This is a genomic window from Allomuricauda sp. ARW1Y1 (assembly GCF_013407935.1).
Lineage (GTDB): Bacteria > Bacteroidota > Bacteroidia > Flavobacteriales > Flavobacteriaceae > Flagellimonas.
This window is the reverse complement of record NZ_JACBZU010000002.1, coordinates 161,510-187,210: the sequence shown is the minus strand read 5'-3', so window position 1 is coordinate 187,210 and position 25,701 is coordinate 161,510. Positions and strand designations below refer to the sequence as shown.

The window sequence follows — 25,701 nt, the reverse complement described above, 5'->3', positions numbered from 1 at the left end:
AAGAAACCTAAACCGAAATACTCACACCCTTCGCCGAGGTTTTTTTATCCGTATCAAAAAAGAAATCGATACGGCCTACGTTGATGCCGTAGCAACCCACTTGGTTCACTAGCACTGAATTCCCATTTTGGTTGATGCGTACTTCAGGTTTGTCCAAAAAGGTATGGGTGTGTCCGCCAATGATGAGGTCGGTATGGTAAGTCTGTTGTGCCAATCGGGTATCGCAGGGCCTATTGGGTTCTTTGTAATCATAGCCCAAATGCGAAAGGCAAACGATCAAATCACATTGCTCCTCCTCTTTGAGTTGTCGCTCCATATCGAGGGCAATCTCATAGGGGTTGAGGTACTGGGTCTCTTTGTAGAGTTTTTTCGTCACCAGTCCGTCCAGTTCAATACCAAGTCCGTATACCCCAATTTTAATTCCATCGACCATATATATTTTGTATGGCTTTACGTAGCCGTCCATCACGGTATTGGTAAAATCGTAATTGGCAGAGAGTAGTTCAAAAGAGGCATGTGGCATTTGCGCCAAGAGTCCATCGATACCGTTGTCAAAGTCGTGGTTACCAATGGTAGCAGCGTCGTATTTTAGTTTGCTCATCAAGGTAAATTCCAACTCCCCGCCATAAAAATTGAAATAGGGCGTACCCTGAAAAATATCCCCGGCATCAAAAAGTAGCGTGTTCGGGTTTTCGTTACGAATCTGCTCCACCAGAGTAGCCCTTCGGGCAACCCCGCCCATATTGGGGTGTCGCGAATGCGTAGCAGGAAAGGCGTCGATATGACTGTGCACATCGTTGGTATGCAGAATGGTGATTTGCTTTCTGCCCAAAGAGGAGCAAGAGTTCAAGCTAAGTCCGCCCAAGCCGATGAGGGCAGAAGCTGCGGAGGTATGAGTGATAAAATCCCTTCTTTTCATGCTACTTCAGTTGTTTGATTCGGTCATCGGCCACGGCTTCCAAGGTATCCACTTTCTTCAAGTAGTCGATAATGGCGTTGCGCAGCAAATAATCGGTTTGAGTTCTGGATTCAAATTCATTGAAAAAACCAACGCTGGGCCCTCCATTGATCAAGTAATCGGTAGAGGCCACGTAGTAATTCCGTCCTTCGTCAAAAGGTTGTTCACCGATGTTCACGGATTCCAAAGAGCCATCGGCATTGGTTACAATTTCAATCCCCGCCACAGGATGTCGCCGGGAAGCCTTCGCCACAAAGTTGATAAGTTCCCGTGTCGCCGACCCATTGAGCTCGACCACATCAATATAATTTTCAAAGGGCATCACTTCGTAGGCGTTTCGGGCGGACACATTTCCTTCGGAAATAATGGAACGAACCCCGCCTGCGTTCAGGACCACAAAGTCCAAGGTTTGTCCGGACCGTGCATTGAAAATGGGCGCAGCCTGTTCCAAAACAATGTCTGCCATCAAGTTGCCCATAGAAGAGGTGCGCTCTCCATCGTTGAGCAATAAGGGTTTTGGGGCATAGGCCAAGGTGCTGTCCAAAACCTGGTCAATTCGATTTTTGTAGGGTGCTATATAGCTGGCAATGGAATCGGTGATGGCAAGGGTAGTGTCGATTGGGATTTGCTTGCCTTCAATTTCGGAAAGGGTGCCCGTTTCGTGCTTGCAGGCCATCAAAAAACAAAAAGTTAGGAATATAACAAATTGTTTCAATTTAAAATTACTCACGTGCGTATCTTTGTATAAGTTGTCTTGGTAGATTAATTACTTTTGTAAAAAGTGTCAAAAATATGTTTTTGAAAGGACTCCAAGACAAATTTAAGGTTAAATCGGGGCTAAAATATTTAAAGGAGGAAATGGAAAAACCTCCACAGTCCGTAACCAGGGAGAAAGGGATTACCAGTGTTGGCTGTATCGTGGATGTTGATAATTTCCCCAAAGCCGAGACCTTTTACGAACTGATTGACGAGTTTAAATTGAGGCCCAATGCCATAAAGATTATTGGATATAAGCGGGAATACGACAAAAACTCCCCTTACGCCATTCAGATGTACTCGGACAAAGACCTCGGTTGGAAAGGTGAAATAGCCAATGGTTACGTTCTTGAGTTTTTGGGAAGGGAATACGATATGTTGATCAATTATTATGAAGCGGATAATTTGATGATGAAGCTATTATCGGTAAAAACCCCCGCCCGTTTGAAGGTTGGACTGGGTGCCCAAGACCCCAAGGTGAACGATTTGATCTTAAATACCCCCTTGAACGATTTTAAACTCTTTAAGGGAGAGCTGAAAAAATATTTAAAGATCTTAAACGAAATTTGAGTTGATGGAACAATTGATCGGAACAGGAGTAGCTTTGGTAACTCCTTTTAAAGCTGATTTATCGGTTGATGTGCAGGCATTGGAACGTGTAGTGGAGCACAATATCCAAGGTGGAGTGGATTATTTGGTGGTGTTGGGCACCACTGCAGAATCCGCAACACTCTCCCAGGCGGAAAAACAATTGGTGGTGGACGTGGTCGTGAGGACGAATGCGGGCAGACTACCCTTGGTGCTCGGCGTTGGTGGCAACAACACCATGGCCGTGGCTCACGAACTACAAACCCTGGACCTTTCCGATTTCGACGCCATTCTTTCCGTTTCGCCCTATTATAACAAACCAACGCAGGAAGGTATTTACCAGCATTTTAAGGTGGTGGCGGAAGCTTCGCCACTTCCCATTATCCTGTACAATGTTCCTTCCCGAACAGGCAGCAATATGTTGCCCGAAACCACATTGCGACTGGCCTACGAGTTTTCAAAAATTGTAGGGATCAAGGAAGCTTGCGGGGATATGGTACAAATAGACAATATCATCAAAAACAAACCAGAGGAATTTATGGTCATTTCCGGGGATGATGCCACGGCATTGCCTACCGTATTGGCCGGTGGGGCAGGGGTAATTTCCGTTTTGGGACAGGGATTGCCCGGACTCTTTTCCGATATGATCCGTTTGGGATTGGAAGGTCAGGTGAAAGAAGCCTACGCCATTCACCACAAACTTTCCTCTTTGATGCAGCTCATTTTTGAAGAGGGCAACCCAGCGGGAATCAAAAGTATTTTTGAAAGTTTGGGTGTGTCCACAGCCGCAGTTCGCTTACCTTTGGTGGAAGCTAGCCCCACCTTAAAGGAAAAAATCAGTGTTTGGTTGAAGTCCTTGGACAAGGCTCAAGTGTAAAAATCGTTAAATCTTGCCCAAATTCTTGGGGATTGGCCCTTGTACCCGTTACAGTTGAGTGGCGAAAATTCTTTTTTTATATCCATTCAATATCACTAATTTTGCAAAATGTTTTTGAAAATGAGGTCCATACTCCTAGTTTGTTGTGCGTTAGCGCTGTTCGTTTCCTGTAGCGAGTACCAAAAGGTGCTGAAGGAGACCGACGTAAAGGCCAAATATGATATGGCCGAGAAGTTGTACAACGAAGGGGATTACAAAAGAGCGGTTCGACTCTTTGAGCAAATAGCGCCCAGCTATATAGGAAAGCCCCAAGGAGAAAGGGTGATGTTCTTTTTTGCGGACAGTTACTTCAAAAATGGAGATTACTATTTGTCGGGCTACCAGTTCGAGCGATTTGTAAAATCCTATCCAAGGAGCGATAAAATTCAGGAAGCCAGTTTTTTGGGTGCCAAAAGCTATTATCATCTTTCACCTAGATATTCGTTGGACCAAACGGAAACCGACAAGGCACTGTTAAAGCTTCAGACCTTTATCAACAACTATTCAGAATCCGAATATTTTGAAGAGGCCAATGCGATGGCGCGGGAGCTTACCACGAAAAAGGAAAAGAAAGAAATTGAAATTGCAAAGCAATTCAACAAATTGGGAGAGTTCAATCTGCCCGTTTTGATTTCGGCCATTACGGCCTTCGATAATTTCATTACCGATAACCCCGGTTCGGTATATAGGGAAGAAGCCCTTTACTACCGAATCGAAGCCACCACACGATTGGCGGTCAACAGTACAGAAGACAAGAAAAAAGAGCGATTGGAAGAAGCTCTTGACTCGTATAACAATTTATTGCGTTATTTCCCTGAGACGAAGTTCAAGCAAGAAGCAGACAAACTTGCCGAGACCATTCAGCAGGAATTGAGCGCATATACAACTTCTTTATCCAAATAAAAAAGTTTTTAAACCACTGCACATGCAAGATTTGAAAAACACAAAGGCGCCGGTATCCACAGTTACGCTCAACAGAAACGAATTTGACGAAAAGACCGGAAACATTTATGAAGCCATTTCCATAGCGGCCAAGAGAGCTATCCAAATCAACTCCGAGATCAAAAAGGAGTTGTTGGAAAAGTTGGAAGAGTTCGCTACCTATAGCGATAGCTTGGAAGAGGTTTTTGAGAACAAGGAGCAAATCGAAGTATCCAAGTTCTACGAAAAGCTACCAAAACCACATGCCCTTGCGGTACAGGAGTGGTTGGAAGATAAAATCTACCACAGGAATACAGAGAAAGACTCCTAGGAAATGCTTAGCGGTAAAAACATCCTTTTGGGAATTTCCGGGGGAATTGCCGCGTACAAGACCACATTTCTGGTACGGTTACTGATTAAAGCTGGTGCACAGGTCAAAGTTGTAATGACCCAGAGCGCCAGCTCTTTTGTTTCTCCACTTACCCTTTCTACCCTCTCCAAAAATCCAGTGTTGATGGATTTTGTGAACGAAGAGGATGGAAGCCTATCTTGGAACAATCATGTGGAATTGGGACTTTGGGCAGACTTGATGCTAATTGCTCCGGCAACCGCGAATACCTTGTCCAAAATGGCCAACGGAACCTGCGACAATTTGCTGTTGGCCACGTATTTGTCCGCCAAATGTCCCGTATTTGTGGCTCCTGCCATGGATTTGGACATGTACAAGCATCCGTCCACCAAAGCGTCTTTGGAAAAGTTGGAATCCTTCGGAAACCGAATAATTCCCGCCGAATCTGGCGAATTGGCCAGTGGACTTCAAGGAGAAGGGCGTATGGCAGAACCAGAAAACATTGTTCAATTCGTTCAATCCGATTTAGCGAAGGGCTTGCCGTTAACAGGCAAAAAGGTACTCATTACCGCTGGCCCAACGCATGAAGCCATTGATCCCGTCCGTTTTCTTGGTAATAAATCAACCGGTACCATGGGCTTTGAACTGGCCAAACACGCCGCCAATTTAGGAGCAAAAGTGGTATTGGTCTCTGGCCCAACACACTTGAACGTGGACCATACTTTCATAGAGTTGGTTCGAGTTACCTCTTCCCAAGAAATGTATGATGCTTGCCACAAATACTATGTTGATTCGGATGTGGCCATTTGTGCTGCTGCCGTAGCCGATTACCGACCAGCCACTGTTGCCACCGAAAAGATAAAAAAGAAGGAAGGTGAGATGTCCATCCAACTAGAACGCACCCCCGATATCTTGAAATCTTTGGGAGCGGCAAAAAAGAACCAATTTTTGGTCGGCTTTGCTCTGGAAACAGAAAACGAGCTTGAGAATGCCAAAGGCAAGCTCCAGCGCAAGCACTTGGATGGCATTGTGCTCAATTCTTTAAAGGATGATGGGGCCGGATTTGGTGGAACCACGAATAAAATCACTTTTATAGACAAGAATTTGGAGATAAAAACGTTTGATTTGAAAACGAAGTCTGAGGTAGCCTCGGACATTTGGGAAGAAATCATCTCCAGGATCCATGCGTAGCGTACTTTTTTTTATTGCCCTGCTCTTTACCGCCCTTGCCGGTAGTGCGCAGGAATTGAATTGTCAGGTTACCGTGAACTCCGATCAGGTAGGGCAGACCAACCAACAAATTTTCAGGACGTTGGAGCGTTCGCTCAATGATTTTGTGAACAAGACCAAATGGACTAATCGTGTTTACAAGGAAAATGAAAGGGTAAATGCCCGGATGTTCATAACGGTGACCCAATACGAGTCAGACCGTTTTGAAGCGAACATTCAAATCCAGTCCACGCGCCCCGTTTTCGGAACAAGCTACGAGAGCCCAGTGTTCAATTATAAGGACAACGCCTTCAACTTTCAATATCAGGAATTTGAACCATTGGTCTACAATCCCAATTCGTTCGATTCCAATTTGGTCGGTGTCATATCCTATTATGTCTATATGATCTTGGGATTGGACGCCGATACCTTTTCTTTGGAGGGCGGAAATGACTACTACCGATTGGCACAGAACATCGTTACGCAGGCCCAAAGCTCCAGTTTTGGTGGTTGGAGCCAAGAGACCGGCGACCGTAGCCGCTTTGAGTTGGTGGACAATCTGCTCAACAACGCATTCCGGGAGTATCGTATTGCCATGTACAATTACCACAGAAAAGGACTTGATATTTTGGCGGATAACAATAGTACCGGAAAACAAATTATCGCTGGAAGCCTTCGTTTATTCGAGCCCCTTATCAGCAGACGGCCCAATGCCTTTTTGATACAGACTTTTTTTGATGCCAAATCAGAGGAAATCCAGAACATTTTTTCCGATGGACCCAAGGTGGACATTGTGAAACTCAAAGAAACCTTGAACAAAGTGGCCCCATTCTATTCTGGCACCTGGAATGAAATAAATTACTAGTGCAGTTCTCCAAAGAGGTTTATCTTTACGGGTAAAATCTACGGTATTGCTAGTAAATCTATCCATTCAAAACTATGCATTGATTGATGACGTCCGTGTGACATTCCCCAAAGGCTTTACGACCATTACAGGGGAAACCGGTGCGGGAAAATCCATTCTGTTGGGAGGACTTTCCTTGGTGTTGGGCAAGCGGGCCGACCTGTCTTCCCTAAAAAATACGGAGCAGAAATGTGTCATAGAGGCAGAGTTCGAGGTGTCCAATTACCAACTCCAATCCTTTTTTAAGGAGAACGATTTGGATTATGAGGACCTCACCATTCTCCGAAGAGAGATTCTGCCCAGTGGTAAATCGAGGGCATTTGTGAACGATTCCCCTGTGACTTTGGATGTGATGCGCGCCTTGGGCAATCAGTTGGTGGATGTGCACTCCCAGCATCAAACGATGCAGTTGACCGACAATGATTTCCAGATGAAGGTACTGGATGCTTTGGCGGAGAACTCCGAAAATCTTTCAGGATACGCACAGGAGCTTCAAAAATTGAGAAATGCATCCAGGGAACTTCAAAAATTGGAGGAATTTCAGGCAAACGCGGATAAAGAGCATGATTACAACAGTTTTTTGCTGGAAGAACTCGAAGCCGCAAAGCTCAAAGAGGGGATGCAGGAGGCCTTGGAAGAGGAATATGAGCAATTGAGCAACGTGGAGCAGATTATGGAAAACTTGTCTGCAGGGCATCAATTGTTGAACGATGAACAATTGGGAATCGTGGGCAGGCTAACAGAACTTAAGCGGGCCTTCCAAAACCTTAGTGATTTTGGCTCCGACTATAAATCCTTGAATGACAGGATTCAATCTGTGTTGATAGAAACGGATGATATTGCCTCTGAATTGGAGCGTTTAAAGGATGGGGTAGAAGCCAACCCCGAACGGCTGGAGGTGGTGAACGGGCAATTACAACAGTTGTACGACCTTCAGAAAAAACACCATACCGACTCTGTGCCCGAGTTGATTACCATACGAGAAGAATTGGCCCAAAAGGTGGATGCAGTGGCCAATATTGAGTCCAAAATCAAGGCCAAAAGGGACGAAGTGGCTTCCATCACAAAGACAGTAGATGCATGGGCCAAAAAAATCAGTGAGGGTAGAAAAGCAGTCATTCCTAAACTGAAGGAACGATTGCAGCTCGACTTGGCTTCCCTTGGAATGCCTTCAGCGACCTTCAAAATTGAACTGAATCCGTCCAGCACCTTTAAACCTAATGGAAAGGATGATTTGGTATTTCTGTTCTCCGCGAACAAAGGGTCCAACTACGGCGAACTCAAGAAAGTGGCATCCGGAGGGGAGCTTTCCCGTATCATGTTGACCATCAAGTCTATTTTGGCACAGTATGAAAATCTTCCTACCATGATGTTTGACGAAATTGACACCGGGGTTTCAGGAGAGATTTCCAACCGAATGGGGGAAATCATGCAGCAGATGAGCGGCACCATGCAAGTGTTTTCCATAACGCATTTGCCACAAGTGGCCTCCAAAGGACAGCATCAGTTTAAAGTGTACAAGGAAGAGGCACAAGGAGGCACAAGCACCCACATCAAACAATTGACCCGAGACGAAAGGGTAAGGGAACTGGCGGAGATGTTGGGCGGAAAGAGCTTGTCAGAATCCGCTTTGGCACACGCCAAGGAGCTGTTGCAATAAAACACGGAGGTGCTTCCCAAACTTCAATTAGTTTAAATATCTTTGCCTTACAATCAACAATTGCAAGAAATTATGGCATACAATCTTTTAAAAGGTAAAAAAGGAATCATTTTTGGCGCGTTGGACCCAAACTCCATCGCTTGGAAAACCGCAGAACGCGTTCATGAGGAGGGAGGCACCTTTGTGCTTACCAATGCCCCCATCGCCATGCGTATGGGAAAAATCAATGAACTGGCGGAAAAGACCGGCTCAGAAATCATTCCTGCAGATGCCACTAGCGAGGAGGATTTGAAGAACTTAGTGGAGAAGTCCATGGAAATTTTGGGCGGAAAGCTGGATTTTGTGCTTCACTCCATTGGAATGTCCGTAAATGTGAGGAAAGGAAGGGCCTACACGGATGAAAACTACGATTTTACGGCCAAGGGATGGGATGTATCCGCGCTTTCGTTTCACAAGGTAATGCAGTCCCTGTACAAAGCCGAGGCCATGAACGAGTGGGGGAGTATTGTTGCCTTGACTTACATGGCGGCACAACGAACCTTTCCCGATTACAATGATATGGCCGATAACAAAGCCTATTTGGAGTCTGTAGCCAGAAGTTTTGGTTACTTCTTCGGAAAAGAGTATAAGGTTAGGGTCAATACCATTTCCCAATCACCAACACCGACCACAGCGGGACAAGGCGTGAAAGGTTTTGACGGCTTCATCAACTATGCGGAAAAAATGTCACCTCTGGGCAATGCTACCGCAGATGACTGTGCCAATTACACTGTTTCACTTTTCTCCGATTTGACCAAAAAGGTGACTATGCAGAACCTTTTTCATGATGGTGGTTTCTCCAATACGGGTGTGAGCCAAGAGATTATCGATGAATTTTCGGAATAAACCGTAAAAAATAGAAGGGATAGAGCCGTTTAAAATGCGGTAATATTTTGACATTGACAGGTTGAGCGCAGTCGAAACCCATTGATTATCATACCTTAAGTTCTCGACTGCGCTCGAACTGACTAAAAACCAGCTTTTTAGAAAGCCTCTTTCTATTTCAAATGAACATTCTTTTCTCCATAGTAGTTCCTGTATTCAATAGGCCCGAGGAAGTTCGTGAACTCTTGGAAAGTCTTCAAAAACAAGATTTTCAGGACGATTTTGAAATCGTCATCGTGGAGGATGGGTCCACAGAGCGTTCGGAGGCCGTGGTTGAACAATTTCGTGAACAACTTCAGATTTCCTACTATTTCAAGGAGAATTCAGGGCCGGGCGATTCTCGAAATTTTGGGATGCAGAAGGCCAAGGGAAATTATTTCATCATTTTGGACTCCGATTGTATGCTCCCGCAGCAATATTTATCCGAAGTGGACAGGGAACTCAAAGCAGAATTTGTTCATTGCTTTGGTGGACCCGATGCTGCCGACACCTCATTTACCATTGTTCAAAAGGCCATCAATTATGTGATGACCTCTTTTTTGACTACGGGAGGTATTCGAGGAGGGAAAAAGGCGGCGGGCAAATTTCAGCCCCGTAGTTTCAACATGGGTATTTCCAAGATTGCCTTTGAGAAGACAGCTGGCTTTGGTCGAATTCATCCAGGTGAAGACCCAGATCTAACCTTTCGGATATGGAAAGCTGGATTTCAAACCAGATTGTTCCCAAAGGCTTTTGTGTACCACAAAAGAAGGATCGATTGGCATAAATTTTACAAACAGGTAAAGAAGTTTGGTATGGTACGCCCTATCCTGAACAAGTGGCATCCGGGAACGGCAAAGCCTACCTATTGGTTCCCCACCTTGTTTATGGTGGGTTTCTGTGTTGCCATTTTGGCGGCTTTTTTAGGACTTTGGTTGCCTCTATTTCTGTACGCCTCATATTTTTTGGTATTGTTCTTGGACGCTTGGGTCAAGACAAGGAGCATAAGAGTGGCGCTTTTGTCGCTTTATGCCGTAGGTGTCCAATTTGTAGCTTACGGAATTGGTTTTACCAAGTCCACAATGTTGCTTAACTTTAGTAATAAGGATCCAGAAGAACTGTTTCCCAAACTATTTTTCAAGAAAAAGTAAAAGTGTTCAACAAGGTATTGCACGGCCTCAATCAAAAGAAGGTGAAAGTTTTTTCACTGTTCCTGTTATGCTCTTTTTTGGCTTGGTTTATCAGCAATCTATCCGAAACCTACGAATCAAGGTCTTATTTTGTGCTTAATTATCGGAATTTGCCTGATTCCCTTTTGTTGGGCGACCAGTCCAATGTACAGATTGAGGCCAAACTCCGAACCAGTGGTTTTCAGTTTTTATACTACAAAATCTTTAAGGGCCGCATGGATATCGACGTTTCCCAAGTAGCCTATCAAAATGGGAAATATGTGTTGGGCCAAGAGGCATTGCGACGGCAGATGGATCAGCAATTATCTCAAAATGTTTCACTTTTGGAACTGGATCGGCAGGTTTTGGAGGTCGACCTTTATCAGGTGGAAACCAAAAAAATACCCGTTCGACCCAAAATGAGCCTTCAGTTGGAGCAGAATTTTATTTTGGAGGGAAAAGTAGAGGTAAGCCCTGATTCCATTGAGGTGAAGGGTCCAAAAAACGAAATCGATACCATCGAATCCATTGCAACGGCACCTTTGCAACTTACCAACGTTAAAAGTGATTTTTCAAAAGAGATCAATTTGATTTTCCCAAAAGGCTTGGGCAATAGTATATTTTCAACAAGCCGAGCCACGGTCACAGGAAAGGTGTCCAAGTTTTCTGAAAGGGTGTTCGAGGTTCCCATACAAGTGATCAATATCCCGGAGGGTTATCAGATCAGGACATTTCCAGATTCGGTGACCTTGCTATGCAAAGCGTCGATTGAACGGTTAAAAGAGCTATCGGCCACCGATTTTGAGGTAGTGGCAGATTATGGGCAATTGATGGGGTCGGAAAGTAGGACCCTGTTTTTGGAACTCACCCAAAGCCCACAAAAGATATATGATGTGAAGTTGGAAGAGAATGCCGTAAACTTTGTACTCGAACAACAATGATGACCGTAGGACTTACAGGCGGAATTGGAAGTGGCAAAAGTACTGTGGCCCAAATGTTCAGGGAGCTGGGTGTACCTGTCTACGATTCCGATAAGGAAGCCAAGCAACTCATGGTCAGCTCCGAAACGGTAAAAAACGCCATTATAGATCTATTTGGAAAAGAGGCCTATACAGAAGATGGCTTAAACCGTTCGTTTATAGCGAATACCGTGTTCAAAAACCGTGAGTTATTGGAAAAGTTGAACGGAATAGTGCATCCGGAAGTGAGAAAGCATTTTTTGGATTGGGCCCATGACCAAGAATCACCATATGTTATTCAGGAAACCGCCCTGATTTTTGAAAATGGGGCAGCGGAAAAGTACGACTATACGATTTTGATCACGGCTCCCGAAGAAACCCGTGTTCAACGCGTAGTGCAGCGAGATGAGGTAGCCAGGGAATCAGTAGCCGATAGGATGAAACACCAATGGGATGATGACGACAAAGCTAAGCTGGCAGATTTTACCATTGAAAATCTCGACCTAGAAAAAACCAAAGAAAAGGTTAACGAACTACACCTCAAACTTTTAGGGCTAGCATCCAAATTTTAACATTTATGTTAAGTTTTGGTTAAACGCCCAAAGTGCTAAATGTTAAATTTTTAATTTTACGGCAATGAACAAGAAGCTATTTGTTCTTCTGGTTGTTCTTATGAGTTTATCCCTATTGGGGATCATCTTTGTGCAAGTTTATTGGATCAAAACCTCCATAAACGACAAGGAAGAACAATTTTCGAGAACGGTTACGGACATTCTGGACAAGGTGGCGAGTAGGGTGGAGAAGCGCGAGATGAAAGAATACTCGGACCGTTTGGCCTCCTTGGCGGACAGCATTGGTGAGCCCAAAAGCACACAGTACAAGAACTTTTTGTTCGTGGATCGGGATTTGAACTCCGATGAAATTCTTTTTTATTCCCATGGAATTCTGGAAGAAGATTACAATATAACCTCTGCGTTCTTTGATATTGATACCAATGGAAGTGAAGATACCACGACCATCAAGAATTTCACCAGTAAGCGTACAAAGGCCATTTTTAAGGAAGAGTACGGTTTGGATGGCAGGACCTATAGTCTTACCCCAATCCAACGAGCGGAAAAAATCGGGGGACTTAGTAGTATTGACAAAGCGGCTTGGGAAGATGTATTTATGGAAGCGGCCAAAACACGTCCCATCCACAAACGGGTTTCCAAGCAAGAACTGGAACTCCTACTGAGCCAAGAACTGAGCAATCGAAATATAAACATCGATTATGAGTACGGGGTATACAGTCAAGGGTATCCCACTAAGATAAGGTCCAGAAAATTTAAGTTTTCCGGTTCCAAAATGTATAAGGCTCCCATTTTTAAGGACAGCGAAGGGGTTTCCAATTTTTCGCTTTTGCTCACTTTTCCGAGCATGAAGCGTTTCATCTTTGGCTCTATAATGAAAATGGCATTGTTGTCTCTGGTATTCACCTTGGTGATTGTTTTGGCGTACTCGAGTGCCATTTACCAGTTGATCAAGCAGAAGCGGATTTCCGAAATCAAATCGGATTTCATCAACAATATGACCCACGAGTTCAAAACGCCCATTGCAACCATTAATTTGGCCGTTGAGGCGATACGGAACCCAAAGTCGATTGAGGACAAAGAAAAGGTATTGCGTTATCTAGGCATGATTCGTGATGAAAATAAACGGATGCATGCTCAAGTGGAGAACGTATTGAGAATATCCAAACTGGAAAAAAACCAGTTGGACATTACCAAGGACAGGGTGAACATGCATGATATCATTACCGATGCCATCGCCCACGTTGAATTGATAGTGCAGGACCGAGGGGGCTACGTAAACGCCCATTTGGATGCCGAGCGCTCCGAGGTGTTGGCCAACGATATGCACATGACCAATGTGGTGGTCAACATTCTGGACAATGCGGTGAAGTATTCGCCAGAGACCCCTAAAATTGATGTGTTTACCGAAGTGGTAAAAAATAGCATCATTATAAAAGTGCAAGATCAAGGGGCGGGCATGAGCAAGGCGGTATTGAAAAAAGTATTTGAAAAATTTTACCGGGAACATACCGGCGACATACATAACGTTAAGGGTCACGGGTTAGGGTTGGCCTACGTAAAACGAATTATAGACGATCATCAAGGAGAGGTTTATGCGGAAAGTGAAAAAGGAAAAGGAAGCACCTTCTTTATAAAACTCCCATTAATTTAAAAAACGAACTATGGACACAGAAAAAAAGAAGATACTACTGGTAGAGGACGACCCCAATTTTGGAATTGTCCTAAAGGATTATTTGACCATGAACGACTTTGAGGTGGTTTTGGCCAAAAATGGCATGGAAGGATTTGAAAAGTTTAAAAAAGATAACTACGATGTCTGTATCTTGGATGTCATGATGCCCTATAAAGATGGATTTACCTTGGCTAGGGAAATCCGCGAAAAGAATGAGAATGTACCCATTATCTTCTTGACCGCAAAAACGATGAAAGAGGATGTTTTGAAGGGTTATAAGGCAGGAGCTGATGATTATTTGAACAAACCATTTGATTCCGAGGTGCTGCTTATGAAATTGAAAGCGATTCTTCAACGGAAAGCATCCAGTTCCTTGGCCGATAGCAAGCAATTTGAATTTGAAATCGGAAACTTCCACCTCAATTCAAAGCTTCGTTTCTTGAAATATAAAGAGGAAGAACCCATTAAATTGTCGCCCAAAGAAAATGAACTGTTGCGTTTGTTGGCTTTACACGAAAACGATTTGATGCCACGTGAACTGGCATTGACCAAAATCTGGAGGGACGATAACTACTTTACCTCCCGAAGTATGGATGTGTACATTGCCAAATTGCGTAAATACCTTAAAAAGGACGATTTGGTAGAAATCCTGAACATTCACGGTGAAGGATTCCGATTGGTCGTGAAAGCTGAGAATGAGCAATAATCAGAAGATTATAAGATAGACAAGCCACCCTCGGGTGGCTTTTTTTATGCAAAAATATAGACCAAGGAAACGGTAAGCATACCAACAAAGGCCAAAATAGTAGTCATTACCGTCCAAGATCGGAAGGTTTGTTTTTCGGTAATGCCCAAATATTGTCCTACCAGCCAAAAACCACTGTCATTCACATGGGAAAAAATACTTGCTCCCGAAGCAATGGCAATCACCATACACGCCAGTTGCATGGGATTCAGTTCGGCATTGGCCAAAAGTGGCGAAACCAAACCGGCAGCTGTAATCATGGCTACCGTAGACGAACCTTGAACGATTCGCACAATGGCGGCACTGATAAAAGCAAAGGCCAAAACGGGTATTCCAGCATTGCTAAGCGAATTGGCCAAAAGTTCACCAGCTCCCGTATCGGTAAGTACCTGCTTGAAAACACCTCCCGCTCCTGTTAGCAGGATAATGGTACCTGCGGGTGCTAACGATTTGGTGGATATTTTAAGGAGTTGGTCCTTGGTGAACCCTTTTTTTAATCCAAAAAAGTACCAAGCCAGCAAATTGGCAATGATCAAAGCAGAAAATGGATGCCCCACCAAGGCGATTAGTTGTAGTACGGTTGTACTCGTAATTCCGAATGTACCCGCAGTCACCATCGTATTCAGTAGGATCAAAATAATGGGTAGACCAATGATCATTAGGGTTTGACCAATGGGAGGGAGGTTTGGTGTGGTACCATCTTCTATTTCCTCGGGCGCAGCCACAAATATTTTTTTTGAGATGTGACGTCCAAACCAAAGCCCTGCAATCAAGGCGGTGGGGATTCCGGCGATGAATCCCATGAGGATGACCCATCCCAAATCTACATCGATGATGTCAGCCACGGCGATAGGTCCTGGTGTTGGTGGAATAAAAGCATGGGTTATAGCTAGTCCCGCCAATAACGGAATGGCGTAAAGAAGCAAAGATTTTCCGGTTCTTCGCTGCAGTGCATACATCATGGGCACTAAAATGATAAAGGCTACATCAAAAAAAACAGGAATGGCAATCAAAAAACCGGAGACTACCATAGCGGCAGGAGCTTTTTTCAGTCCAAACTTGGAAACCATAAAATCAGCGATGGCTTTTGCACCGCCTGATGCTTCCAGAATCCCACCAAAAATGGCACCCAACCCCACGACGGTGGCCACAAAACCCAAGGTGCCGCCCATGCCTTTTTGTATGGTGGATATAATTTGATTTGCATCGAGTCCTGCAATAAGCCCTACAACGATACTGCCGATAAGTAGTGCAACAAAGGCATGGATGCGAAGCTTTAAGATCAAGAACAATAGGATGGCAATGCCGATGACTACGGCCAAAAAAAGCTGAACTTCCATGAGTTAAAGTTGTTTGATGATTTTTTTAACGATGTTCGCTGGGGTTTCTTCAATAGAAACGGTAATGGCCTTGGATGGAGGCTCCAAGGTATCGAACTGTGATTTGAGCAGGGCGGAGGACATAAAATGACCTTTTCTGGAGTCCAATCGGGATTTGATCAAGTCAAACGAACCTTTTAAATACACAAACACCATACAATTGCCCATGCCTGCCCGCAATAGGCTTCTGTAATTTTTTTTGAGGGCGGAACAAGCTATAACGGCGCCTTGCTCCCGGTGCTCCAAAGCAAGTCTGTTGAGTTGTACAAGCCACCCTTTACGGTCTGTATCGTTTAGGGGCTGTCCCGAGCTCATTTTCTTGATATTTTCCTTGGGATGAAAATCATCACCATCGTAAAAGGGAACGGATAGTTTCTTCGAGAGCAGTTGTCCTATTTTGGTTTTTCCGGAACCACTGACTCCCATCACCACTATCACAGTCTTACCGTTAGGCATAGAGGTTGGTTTTTAGTCGGTCTGTGATTATCTGCAGCACCTTCTCAGCTTCTGCGTTGTAGGGTATCCACAGTATATCCTTGTTTTTTCGCAACCATGTTAGCTGCCGCTTTGCAAATCTTCTAGTGTTTTTTTTGATTTCCGAAACGGCAAATTCCAATGTGCAATGCCCGTCAAGATATTCAAAAAGTTCTTTGTAACCAACTGTTTGCAGGGCATTGAGTGTTTTGTACTGATGAAGTCGTTCTGCTTCCTCCAGCAGGCCTGCTTGTATCATTAGGTCCACCCGTTGGTTGATCCGCTCATAAATGACCTCTCGTGGGGCCTCCAGACCAACATAAAGGGTTTTAAAGGGACGTTTTGGTTTGGCGCGATTCAAAAATGAAGAAAAAGGTTGGCCCGAGGCTCTGCACACCTCCAGGGCACGTATCAGCCGGTGCGGATTCTCTAAGTCAACAATTTTATAATACGTTGGGTCCTTCAGTTTCAATTCTTCTTGAAGACTGCTGAGGCCATTTTTTTCCAGTTTTTGGTTCAATGCTGCCCGAATATCAGGATCCACTTCGGGAAACTCATCCAGCCCGTGGACCACGGCATCCACATATAGTCCGCTTCCCCCAACCATGACCACAGTATCTTTTTGTTGGAACAGTCCATCCAAAACAGTCATGGCTTCTTTTTCAAAATCCCCTACGGAATAAGGCTCAAAAATACTTTTATGCTGAATGAAATGGTGTGGCACCTGTGCCAGCTCTTCTTCTGACGGAACCGCGGTACCGATTTCCATTTCCTTAAAAAACTGCCGAGAGTCTGCCGAAAGGATTTCGGTATCAAAATGTTTGGCCAATTGAATGCCCAAAGCGGTCTTTCCAATGGCCGTAGGGCCTACCACTGCCAGTAGCACCTTTTTTTTCATAACGGATGACCACAATTATAGCAGTGGGTAGCATCGTCTCTATGCCCTTCCGCGGAACAGCTAGGGCAGGCTTGGGTGTTCACATGTACCATAAAACCTTTATCGCCACTTTCTTTCCCGTTTTTTTGGTTACGGGTGAATTCTGCGGTAACAATGCCAGTGGGTACCGCAATTATGCCATAACCCAGAATCATGATTACGGTCGCCAAAAACTGCCCTAGATTGGATTGTGGCGCAATATCACCGTAACCTACAGTGGTCAGCGTTACAATAGTCCAATAAATACTTTTGGGTATGCTGGTAAAACCAGAATCGTCACCTTCAACAATGTACATTAAAGTCCCCATGATCACCGATAGAATCAAGACCACATAGATAAAAACGGCTATCTTGGCTCGGCTTGCCTTTAGGGCTGACTGTAATTGGGAAGCTTCGCCCATAAACTTGACGAGCTTTAATATTCTGAAAATACGGAGCAAACGGAAAGCCCTTACTGCCAAAAGCACTTGGGATCCCGCCAAAATGTAGGAAAGATAAAGTGGTATGGTCGACAGGAAGTCAATGATACCGTAAAAACTAAAGACGTATTTTAAAGGTTTCTTGATGCTGATGAGTCGTGCAATGTACTCAATGGTAAAAAAGATGGTCACCACCCATTCCAAGGTCAATAGTGTACGGTGGTAGCGCGCATCAAAATCGTCTATGCTTTCCAGCATCACCAAAATAACACTGATGATGATCAAGACGAAGAGAAGAATGTCAAACAGCTTGCCCGACGGAGTATCCGCTTCATAAATAACTTCATGAAGTTTGCTCTTCCATTTGGCCTGTGGTTTGTAATCTTTCAATGATCAGCGGGTTAGGGGAATGGTCTTTAATCGGTTATTCTTTCTTAAATAGGCCTCAACGATAAAAGTGGTATTCTCATCACTCTTCATTGGGGTCATTATCGATTCTAAGATATGAATATTATTGATTTGATGATTGAGGTCCACAAATCCAAATCCCTGAAGTCGGCCATTTTTGATGAGAATAAAACTGCGTTCCCCGGTTTGCCTACCACGGTCGGTCAATGCAATGTCCTTATTTTGGATGCTATATTTCTCAAAGGCAGCACGGACTTTTTCATTACAATTCTCGGCAATACCCTTGTTTTGTTCGGACATACAAACTTCCTCCCCCAAAGATGATGGGCATAGTTCAAATTCCTCGTTAATTTTGTTCAAAAAGCTTTTCGCGGCCTCTGTACCGTTAAAAGCCATTTTTTTGTGTTCCAAGGTCCTATCTTTTTCCACATCCAGCACAATATGTTCCGTTCCATTAAGACTAAAATCTATGGTGTGGGTAAACAGCTTTTTCTTGGAAACATGATTGTAGCGTGGTCTGTTCTTCTTTTGTTCCAAATAGGCCTTTAAAATGGCAATCAATTCGCTGCCTGTGGTTTCGTAGGTCACTTTTTTGGTTTCCTTTTGAAGCTTTCGGGCAATTTTGCCCACATTCGTAAAATGTTGGTTTACCCGCTTCTTAATATCCTTGGTTTTCCCCAAAAAGATGATCTCCCCGTCCTTATCGTGCATATAATAAACACCGGTTTCAGAGGGCAGGTTGAACACCATGTCCAATTGGTTGGGTGAAAGCTCCCCGTGGGTCTCTTCGCGGATGACCTCGGTAATGATTTTTTTATCGGAATCCTTGTCGAGCAATAGCTTAAAGAGTTTCAAGGTCGCCAAAGCATCACCGTTGGCGCGGTGCCTATCGCTCATCGGTATCCCAAGGGAACGCGCCAGTTTGCCCAGGCTATGGGATTCCGCTTCGGGTATAAGCTGCTTGGAAAGGTCTACCGTACAGAGTGTTTTGCGCTGAAAATCGTACCCCAATCGCCTAAACTCGGTGCGGAGTATGCGATAATCGAACTGTGCGTTGTGGGCGACCAAAACGGTTCCTTCGGTAATCTCCACAATGCGTTTGGCCACTTCGTGGAATTTGGGAGCGGAGCGCAACATTTTATTGTTGATACCCGTCAATTTGGCCACAAAGGGCTGTATTTCCCGTTCCGGATTGATCAAACAGATGAATTTGTCCACCACCTGATGCCCATCGAACCTGTGGATGGCTATCTCGGTGATACCTTCCTCATTGTATTTCCCTCCCGTGCTTTCAATGTCGAGTATGGCGTACATGGAAAAAATGCTGCTTATGTGTAGTTTCTAGCCCCAAATATACTGCTTCCTATCCGCACCATGGTACTTCCTTCCTCAATGGCGACCGTGTAATCCCCACTCATGCCCATGGAAAGGATGTTGATATCGGTCAATTTGGCCTTAAGATGATCGTACAGGGATTTGAGCTGGGCAAACTCCCTGTGTACTTGGTTCATGTCCTCAGTAAAGGTCGCCATACCCATCAAACCAACGATTTTGATGTGCTCCATGGTTTTGAACTCGTCAGAATCCACAAGCTCATTTAACTCTTTTTCATCCAGGCCAAATTTGGTATCCTCTTCGGCGATGTGAATTTGCAACAAGCAGGGGATGACTCGATTGTGTTTTTTGGCTTGTTTGTTGATTTCCTTCAACAGACGGGGACTGTCCACACCATGAATCAAGGAAACGAACTCGGCCATATATTTGACTTTGTTGCGCTGTACGTGACCGATCATGTGCCATTCGATGTCCTTGGGCAAGTCTTCCCATTTTTGGACCATCTCTTGCACTTTATTTTCACCGAATATTCGTTGTCCCGCTTCGTACGCTTCCAAGATATCCTCGTTGGGCTTGGTTTTGGAAACGGCGACCAAGGTCACACCTTCCGGGAGTTCGGATGTTATTTTTGTAAGGTTATCTTTTACAGACATAGTTTAATCATTGTCATTCCGCAACTAATGCGGAATCTTTAACATTTATGGATTTCTCTTTCGCGGGAATAGCAATTTTACAATTCGTAAATGGCCAGGCCGCTACGGAGCTTAGGTTCAATATACGTGCTTTTTGGTGGCATTACCAAACCAGCGTCGGCAATGGCCTTGATTTCCTGCACTGTCGTGGGAACCAAGCTAAATCCAACGGCGTAACTGCCGGAATCCACCAAATCCTTCATTTGGATAAGGTTGTTTTTACCGTAACCGTAGCAAATCCGCTTGTCGTTCCTTAAATCAGTAATGCCCAAAATAGGTTCCAAAATGGTTTTGTAAAGGATTTGGGTGTCCAAACGGCTCAGTGCATCGGTAAACTCATGGTTTGTTTGCCTGAAATGAAGGGTGTAAAACTCTCCTTCCAAATACATGCTGAATTCATGTTTTTTAGATGGTTTGCACAGCCCATTCTCCCGTTTCTCTATGCGAAAATGCTCATCCAACTGAATTAAAAACTCCTTTTTGGAGTATCCGTTCAAATCTTTCACCATACGATTGAATTCCGAAATTCGCATCTGTGATTCGGGAATCAGGTAGGCCATAAAATAGTTATAGGATTCCTCTCCGGTATGATTGGGGTTTTCCGATTTCTTCAGGTCTGCCAACAGACTGGATGATGCGCTTCTGTGGTGCCCATCGGCAATATAAAGTGTATCGAGGTCTCCAAAAGCCTTTTCCAGTTTTTCAATCCCTTCGGGATACGAGATTTTCCATAGTTTATGGTTCACCCTGTCCGTGGTGGTAAAATCGTACTCTGGCTTTCGTTCTATTTTGCGTTGAAAGATCTCATCTACGGTCTCATTGTCCTCATAGGTCATCAAAACAGGTTCCGCGTTAAAGCCTACGGTATTCAAATAATCGGCAAAGAGCTCCTCCCGGTCCTGTAGGGTGTCCTCGTGCTTTTTGATCACATTGTTACGGTAATCCTCTACGCTACAGGCACAAAAGAAACCAAGACTTTTAAAATCGTTCTTTGTGATTTGGTACAGGTAAAAGCTGGGTTCATCATCTTTTTGGAAGATGTCTTCCTCCAAAAACTCCAAATACCGATTGTGCACCAAGCCAAACCGTTCTTTGCCCCTAATGTTCTTCTCAAACTTGAATCCTGGGTTGATAATGTGCAAAAACGAGAACGGGTTGTACTGCAATATCGCTTTTAGTTCCTCCTTGGAATATTCCTCGTAGGAGCGCGATGCCACAAAAAAAGCTTTGTCCTTTGTAGGGCGTATGGCCTTAAAAGGTTTGACAATGGCCATACGTTCTTATTTGAATTGCGCGGAAACGGTTTCAGCCTTTCTGGATTCGGAATAATCGTAAAACCCTTCGCCCGATTTCACTCCTAATTTACCGGCCATTACCATGTTCACCAGTAGGGGACAAGGGGCGTATTTGGGATTTTTGAACCCATCGTACATCACGTTCAAAATGGAAAGGCATACATCCAATCCGATAAAGTCCGCCAATTGCAAAGGACCCATGGGGTGTGCCATGCCCAATTTCATCACAGTATCGATTTCCTCAACACCAGCGACGCCATTGTACAAGGTTTCGATGGATTCATTGATCATCGGCATCAAAATACGATTGGCCACAAATCCTGGATAGTCGTTTACCTCGGTAGGGGTTTTTCCCAGTTTTTTGGAAAGCTCCATAATGGTTTCCGTGACGTCATCCGAAGTGCTGTACCCACGGATAATTTCCACCAACTTCATAATGGGAACCGGATTCATAAAATGCATGCCGATCACTTTTTCGGGGCGATTCGTGGCAGCACCGATTTGGGTGATGGAAATGGAGGATGTATTGGTGGCCAAAATAGCCGATGGCTCGCATACTTCGTCCAAATCTTTGAAAATCTGAAGTTTAATATCCAATTTCTCCGTTGCCGCTTCAACCACCAAATCCGTTTTGGAAACGCCTTCTTTTAAGTTGGTATAAGTGGTGATATTGGCAAGGGTGGCTTCTTTTTTGGAGGCATCAATGACCTCTTTGGCCATCATCCGGTCCAAATTTTTGGTAATGGTAGCCAGCCCTTTGTCCAAGGAAGCTTGGGAGATATCCACTAAATTGACTTTGTATCCGTTCTGCGCAAAAACATGGGCGATTCCATTTCCCATGGTTCCTGCTCCAATAACCGCTATTTGTTTCATAAGCTTGTATTTAAAATGCTGGTCCATCCGAGTATTCCGGAGGAACGACGATTAATTATCAAATGATGCAATGATTTGAAGGGCTACACGCAGGGCATTGGTGCCTTGCTCCAAACTTACAACGGGCTCCGTGTCGTTGTTGATGGCATCGGCAAAGGTTTCCAATTCGTCCAAAATGGCATTGTTCACGTCTATTTCGGGGTTTTCAAAATAGATCTGCTTTTTCTCGCCTTCGGCGTTTTGTAAGATCATATCAAAATCGCCAGGATTTTCGGGAGCGTCCTTCATTTTGACCACTTCTACTTTTTTCTCCAAGAAGTCTACCGAAATATAGGCATCGCGCTGAAAGAAACGCGACTTCCGCATATTTTTAAGCGAAATACGGCTCGAGGTAAGGTTGGCCACGCAACCGTTTTTGAATTGGATACGTGCATTGGCAATATCGGGTGATTGACTAATGACAGAAACACCACTGGCATTGATTTTTTCCACTTCGGAAGGCACCACGCTCAAAATTGCATCAATATCGTGGATCATCAAATCCAGCACAACGGGCACATCGGTCCCCCGCGGATTGAATTCCGCCAAACGATGCGTTTCGATGAACATAGGGTTCTCGATTTTGTCCTTTACGGCCAAAAATGCGGGATTAAAGCGTTCCACATGGCCAACTTGGCCTTTAACACCGTGTTTTTTGGAGAGTTCGAGCAATTGTTCCGCCTCTTCCAGCGTATTGGTTATCGGTTTTTCAATAAAGATGTGCCTACCTTTTTCAATCGCCTTTTTGGCACAATCAAAATGCGAAAGGGTAGGTGTCACTATATCTACCACATCCACGGCGTCTATCAAATTGTTGATATTGTCGTAATGGGTGTATCCAAATTCGGCAGCTACCTTTTTGGCATTGATCTCATCGGGATCATAAAACCCAACAAGTTCATATTTATCCGATTGGTTTAAGAGCCTGAGGTGAATTTTTCCTAAATGTCCCGCACCGAGGACACCAACTTTTAGCATATGACCTGTTTTCGTCAAAAATACGGATATGATGGCAGTTTCCACAAATTTTTGAACGGAACTAAGGGGATATTTTTAGGGAACTTTTTAACTTCGCCCCACCAGACCAGATAGCATGAAGGATACGCTCAAACATAGGGGAATGCGCAAGAACTTGGCGGATGTTGTTGCCGCCAAGGGGATTACGGACAAAAAGGTGCTGGAGGCGATTAAAACGGTTCCCAGGCATTTGTTTTTGGATAGTGGTTTCGAAGATCATGCGTATCAGGATAAAGCTTTTCCCATCGGGGCCGACCAAACCATTTCTCAGCCTTACACGGTGGCATTCCAGACCGAATTATTAGAGGTGAAGCCCAACGATAAAATTTTGGAAATAGGCACGGGTAGCGGTTACCAAACCGCAGTTTTGCTGCATTTACGGGCCAAGGTCTATACCATCGAACGCCAATTGGAGCTCTTCAAGACCACTAAATTGTTCTTCAATAAAATGCATTACAGGCCCAAAAAAATGATTTTTGGGGATGGCTACAAAGGATTGCCCGAAGAAGCGCCTTACGATGGAATTATTGTTACCGCGGGTGCGCCAGAAGTTCCCAAACCTCTTTTGTCTCAATTGAAAGTGGGGGGCAGGCTGGTGATTCCCGTTGGGGTGGATGAACAAATCATGACATTGTTCGTGCGTAAATCCGAAAAGGAATTCGAGAAAAAGGAGTACGGTTCGTTTCGGTTCGTTCCCTTGTTGGAAGATAAAAACTAATTGTTGAAACTCTTTTTGATTCGGGATAGGTTCCGTTTGTTGTCCCGGTCCTTGATGGTTTCCCGCTTATCGTACAATTTTTTACCCTTGGCCAGACCAATGTTCATTTTGGCCAGACCCCTATCGTTGATGAAAACTTTGAGCGGCACAATGGTAAGTCCAGTGGTAGCTACCTCCTTTTGGAGTTTTTTGAGTTCCCTTTTGTTGAGCAACAATTTACGAACGGCCTTCGGGGCGTGATTAAAATGGCTGGCGTGCGTATATTCGTCGATTTGCATATTCACGACAAACAGTTCGCCTTTGTCATTGAACTCGCAAAAGCTTTGCGAAATGGAAGCCTTGCCCAAACGAAGTGATTTAATTTCGGTACCCCCTAGGACGATACCCGCCGTGTAGGTGTCCAAAATTTCATAATCAAATCGGGCTCTTCTGTTTTTTATGTTGATATTTTGCTGCATCGGACACAAAAATATGAACTCTTTGCCAAGAAAATTGTAATGTTACGCTAGATTTTACGAATAAGTACCCAAACAACCTTATGAAACGACTTTTAATTCTTCTAGTACTTGTTTTTGCTATTGGATGCAAACAAGAAGCCAAAGAACAACCAACTGCCCAGGAAATCGTAGATAATTCCATAGCCGATAGTGGAGGAAAACTGTTTAACGACCATACGGTGACTTTTGATTTTAGGGATAAACGTTATGTTTCCGAAAATGTGGATGGCCAAAGGGTCTTTAAGCGGATTTCTGATTTGGACACCACTACGATTATCGATATCAAAAGAGGTGATGATTTTGAACGCTACGTGAACGATTCCTTGGTGCAGGTGCACGATACCATGGCGGTGAAATATGCCAATTCCATCAACTCAGTGCATTATTTTGTGCGATTGCCATATGGTTTAAACGATGCTGCCGTTAACAAAACTTTTTTAGGCGAGGAGACCATAAAGAACAAGCCTTATTACAAAGTAAAGGTGACTTTTGACCAGCAAGGTGGAGGTGACGATTTTGAGGATACCTATTTATATTGGTTTGATAAAGAAACATTTAAGCCAGAGTATTTAGCCTACGACTTTCATGTAAATGGAGGAGGTCAGCGGTTTAGAAAAGCCTATAACGAACGCTATGTGAATGGTATTCGTTTTGTTGACTACGAGAACTATAAACCTCTAAAAGAAGGCACAGGCATTCTAGAAATCGGTCAATTGTACGATAAAGGGGAACTTGAACTCCTAAGCAAGATCGAACTGGAAAATATTTTGGTGGAATAGGCCTAATCAATTTTTAATCGGATGTCCGTTGGTACACCATCAATAATTCGGACGATAAACAAACTACTGTTGTCCGAATCATCCATGGCATCATATTTTTCCATGCCGATTATTTTGTTCACTAACATTGGCGTAGTATTGCTGTGGCCGACCACAAGGACATTTTTCCCTTCATTTTCCATTTTGAACGCCTCGATATCCATATCGCGAGGGTCGTAGTATTTGATATCGATATCTTTTTTGATAGAGGTAGGTGCAGCCGTCATGGAAGTCCGCTCGTAATTGGTGGAGTAGACCATGTCCAGAGGGATGGGGTCGAAGACTTCGGCCCAGCGTATGGCCCTGTCCAAACCATCCTGATTGAGCTCTGGGTCCGGGTTTTCAGGGTCCGTTCTGTCTTTTTCGGCATGCCTTATAAAATAGAAGGTGGAAATAACAGGATCTTCGGCAATTTTCGTATCTTTTTTGCAGCCGATACTTCCAACGAGTATAATTGCAAGGGCAATTAGGGGTTTGATGGTTCGCATAGTTCTATTCAAAGTTCCCGTATGTTTTTGG

28 protein-coding genes are annotated in these 25,701 nt (G+C 44.2%); 15 read left to right on the top strand and 13 right to left on the bottom strand.

Annotated features, from left to right (window positions below; all coding sequences use genetic code 11):
* Nucleotides 1-7 precede the first annotated feature (7 nt).
* Together GGE08_RS05600 and GGE08_RS05595 are read right to left on the bottom strand one after the other, a co-directional pair.
* Nucleotides 8-919: a metallophosphatase gene (locus GGE08_RS05600; RefSeq protein ID WP_179383922.1), complete on the bottom strand. Its 912-nt coding sequence runs from the start codon at nt 917-919 to the stop codon at nt 8-10.
* A gap of 1 nt (nt 920) precedes the next feature.
* The gene (locus GGE08_RS05595) at nt 921-1,634 is read right to left on the bottom strand and encodes a 5'-nucleotidase C-terminal domain-containing protein (RefSeq protein WP_179383921.1); all 714 of its coding nucleotides are present in this window, start codon (nt 1,632-1,634) and stop codon (nt 921-923) included.
* A 116-nt stretch (nt 1,635-1,750) separates the two neighbouring features.
* On the opposite strand from GGE08_RS05595, the gene GGE08_RS05590 reads away from it, so the two are divergent.
* The 13 genes from GGE08_RS05590 to GGE08_RS05530 all read left to right on the top strand — a co-directional run bounded on the left by GGE08_RS05590 (nt 1,751) and on the right by GGE08_RS05530 (nt 14,242).
* Nucleotides 1,751-2,284: a DUF6913 domain-containing protein gene (locus GGE08_RS05590; RefSeq protein WP_179383920.1), complete on the top strand. Its 534-nt coding sequence runs from the start codon at nt 1,751-1,753 to the stop codon at nt 2,282-2,284.
* Nucleotides 2,285-2,288: 4 nt separating this feature from the next.
* A complete protein-coding gene (dapA, locus tag GGE08_RS05585; RefSeq protein ID WP_179383919.1) occupies nt 2,289-3,179 on the top strand; it encodes a 4-hydroxy-tetrahydrodipicolinate synthase in 891 nt (296 codons plus the stop codon).
* Between the two features lie 108 nt (nt 3,180-3,287).
* Entirely contained in the window at nt 3,288-4,121 is an 834-nt protein-coding gene (locus tag GGE08_RS05580) for an outer membrane protein assembly factor BamD (protein ID WP_179383918.1), read from the top strand.
* A gap of 22 nt (nt 4,122-4,143) precedes the next feature.
* The gene (locus tag GGE08_RS05575) at nt 4,144-4,470 is read left to right on the top strand and encodes a DNA-directed RNA polymerase subunit omega (RefSeq protein ID WP_179383917.1); all 327 of its coding nucleotides are present in this window, start codon (nt 4,144-4,146) and stop codon (nt 4,468-4,470) included.
* A gap of 3 nt (nt 4,471-4,473) precedes the next feature.
* Complete coding sequence (gene coaBC / locus GGE08_RS05570) at nt 4,474-5,679, top strand: bifunctional phosphopantothenoylcysteine decarboxylase/phosphopantothenate--cysteine ligase CoaBC (protein WP_179383916.1); 1,206 nt, start codon at nt 4,474-4,476, stop codon at nt 5,677-5,679.
* Nucleotides 5,672-6,562, top strand: a complete 891-nt coding sequence (locus tag GGE08_RS05565) for a DUF4835 family protein (protein ID WP_179383915.1) — start codon at nt 5,672-5,674, stop codon at nt 6,560-6,562. The genes coaBC and GGE08_RS05565 overlap by 8 nt, the downstream gene beginning before the upstream one ends.
* A gap of 46 nt (nt 6,563-6,608) precedes the next feature.
* On the top strand, nt 6,609-8,261 hold the full coding sequence (recN, locus tag GGE08_RS05560) for a DNA repair protein RecN (protein WP_179383914.1): 1,653 nt from the start codon (nt 6,609-6,611) through the stop codon (nt 8,259-8,261).
* A 72-nt stretch (nt 8,262-8,333) separates the two neighbouring features.
* Nucleotides 8,334-9,146: an enoyl-ACP reductase gene (locus GGE08_RS05555; protein WP_179383913.1), complete on the top strand. Its 813-nt coding sequence runs from the start codon at nt 8,334-8,336 to the stop codon at nt 9,144-9,146.
* Nucleotides 9,147-9,307: 161 nt separating this feature from the next.
* Entirely contained in the window at nt 9,308-10,315 is a 1,008-nt protein-coding gene (locus GGE08_RS05550) for a glycosyltransferase family 2 protein (protein ID WP_179383912.1), read from the top strand.
* A 41-nt stretch (nt 10,316-10,356) separates the two neighbouring features.
* Nucleotides 10,357-11,274 carry a YbbR-like domain-containing protein gene (locus GGE08_RS05545; protein WP_179383911.1) on the top strand — a complete coding sequence of 306 codons (918 nt, stop codon included), beginning with the start codon at nt 10,357-10,359 and terminating at the stop codon, nt 11,272-11,274.
* Nucleotides 11,271-11,864 (top strand): dephospho-CoA kinase, encoded by a 594-nt coding sequence (gene coaE / locus GGE08_RS05540; RefSeq protein ID WP_179383910.1) that lies wholly within the window; start codon nt 11,271-11,273, stop codon nt 11,862-11,864. The genes GGE08_RS05545 and coaE overlap by 4 nt, the downstream gene beginning before the upstream one ends.
* A 64-nt stretch (nt 11,865-11,928) precedes the next feature.
* Nucleotides 11,929-13,515 carry a sensor histidine kinase gene (locus GGE08_RS05535; RefSeq protein ID WP_179383909.1) on the top strand — a complete coding sequence of 529 codons (1,587 nt, stop codon included), beginning with the start codon at nt 11,929-11,931 and terminating at the stop codon, nt 13,513-13,515.
* Nucleotides 13,516-13,525: 10 nt separating this feature from the next.
* Nucleotides 13,526-14,242, top strand: a complete 717-nt coding sequence (locus GGE08_RS05530; protein ID WP_179383908.1) for a response regulator transcription factor — start codon at nt 13,526-13,528, stop codon at nt 14,240-14,242.
* A 44-nt stretch (nt 14,243-14,286) separates the two neighbouring features.
* On the opposite strand, the gene GGE08_RS05525 is transcribed toward GGE08_RS05530, so the two are convergent.
* The 9 genes from GGE08_RS05525 to GGE08_RS05485 all read right to left on the bottom strand — a co-directional run bounded on the left by GGE08_RS05525 (nt 14,287) and on the right by GGE08_RS05485 (nt 23,110).
* On the bottom strand, nt 14,287-15,621 hold the full coding sequence (locus GGE08_RS05525) for a GntP family permease (RefSeq protein WP_179383907.1): 1,335 nt from the start codon (nt 15,619-15,621) through the stop codon (nt 14,287-14,289).
* A gap of 3 nt (nt 15,622-15,624) precedes the next feature.
* Nucleotides 15,625-16,116: a gluconokinase gene (locus GGE08_RS05520; RefSeq protein ID WP_179383906.1), complete on the bottom strand. Its 492-nt coding sequence runs from the start codon at nt 16,114-16,116 to the stop codon at nt 15,625-15,627.
* Nucleotides 16,109-17,032, bottom strand: a complete 924-nt coding sequence (gene miaA / locus GGE08_RS05515) for a tRNA (adenosine(37)-N6)-dimethylallyltransferase MiaA (protein WP_179383905.1) — start codon at nt 17,030-17,032, stop codon at nt 16,109-16,111. Before miaA ends, GGE08_RS05520 begins: the two co-directional genes overlap by 8 nt.
* Entirely contained in the window at nt 17,029-17,880 is an 852-nt protein-coding gene (locus GGE08_RS05510) for an ion transporter (RefSeq protein WP_179383904.1), read from the bottom strand. Before GGE08_RS05510 ends, miaA begins: the two co-directional genes overlap by 4 nt.
* A gap of 3 nt (nt 17,881-17,883) precedes the next feature.
* A complete protein-coding gene (locus GGE08_RS05505; protein WP_179383903.1) occupies nt 17,884-19,212 on the bottom strand; it encodes an exonuclease domain-containing protein in 1,329 nt (442 codons plus the stop codon).
* A gap of 14 nt (nt 19,213-19,226) precedes the next feature.
* The gene (locus tag GGE08_RS05500) at nt 19,227-19,886 is read right to left on the bottom strand and encodes a YggS family pyridoxal phosphate-dependent enzyme (protein ID WP_179383902.1); all 660 of its coding nucleotides are present in this window, start codon (nt 19,884-19,886) and stop codon (nt 19,227-19,229) included.
* Nucleotides 19,887-19,963: 77 nt separating this feature from the next.
* On the bottom strand, nt 19,964-21,199 hold the full coding sequence (locus tag GGE08_RS05495) for a DUF1015 domain-containing protein (RefSeq protein WP_179383901.1): 1,236 nt from the start codon (nt 21,197-21,199) through the stop codon (nt 19,964-19,966).
* Nucleotides 21,200-21,205: 6 nt separating this feature from the next.
* The gene (locus tag GGE08_RS05490) at nt 21,206-22,093 is read right to left on the bottom strand and encodes a 3-hydroxyacyl-CoA dehydrogenase family protein (protein WP_179383900.1); all 888 of its coding nucleotides are present in this window, start codon (nt 22,091-22,093) and stop codon (nt 21,206-21,208) included.
* A 51-nt stretch (nt 22,094-22,144) separates the two neighbouring features.
* Nucleotides 22,145-23,110 (bottom strand): Gfo/Idh/MocA family protein, encoded by a 966-nt coding sequence (locus tag GGE08_RS05485; protein WP_127141701.1) that lies wholly within the window; start codon nt 23,108-23,110, stop codon nt 22,145-22,147.
* Nucleotides 23,111-23,225: 115 nt separating this feature from the next.
* Between GGE08_RS05485 and GGE08_RS05480 the strand changes: the two genes are divergently transcribed.
* Nucleotides 23,226-23,867, top strand: a complete 642-nt coding sequence (locus GGE08_RS05480; protein ID WP_179383899.1) for a protein-L-isoaspartate(D-aspartate) O-methyltransferase — start codon at nt 23,226-23,228, stop codon at nt 23,865-23,867.
* Here GGE08_RS05480 and smpB read toward each other — a convergent pair.
* Entirely contained in the window at nt 23,864-24,325 is a 462-nt protein-coding gene (smpB, locus tag GGE08_RS05475) for an SsrA-binding protein SmpB (protein WP_127141703.1), read from the bottom strand. The two genes, GGE08_RS05480 and smpB, sit on opposite strands and share 4 nt — an antisense overlap.
* 80 nt (nt 24,326-24,405) lie before the next feature.
* On the opposite strand from smpB, the gene GGE08_RS05470 reads away from it, so the two are divergent.
* On the top strand, nt 24,406-25,143 hold the full coding sequence (locus GGE08_RS05470) for a DUF6503 family protein (RefSeq protein ID WP_179383898.1): 738 nt from the start codon (nt 24,406-24,408) through the stop codon (nt 25,141-25,143).
* Between the two features lie 2 nt (nt 25,144-25,145).
* On the opposite strand, the gene GGE08_RS05465 is transcribed toward GGE08_RS05470, so the two are convergent.
* On the bottom strand, nt 25,146-25,682 hold the full coding sequence (locus tag GGE08_RS05465) for a histidine phosphatase family protein (RefSeq protein WP_306456981.1): 537 nt from the start codon (nt 25,680-25,682) through the stop codon (nt 25,146-25,148).
* Nucleotides 25,683-25,701: the final 19 nt, after the last annotated feature.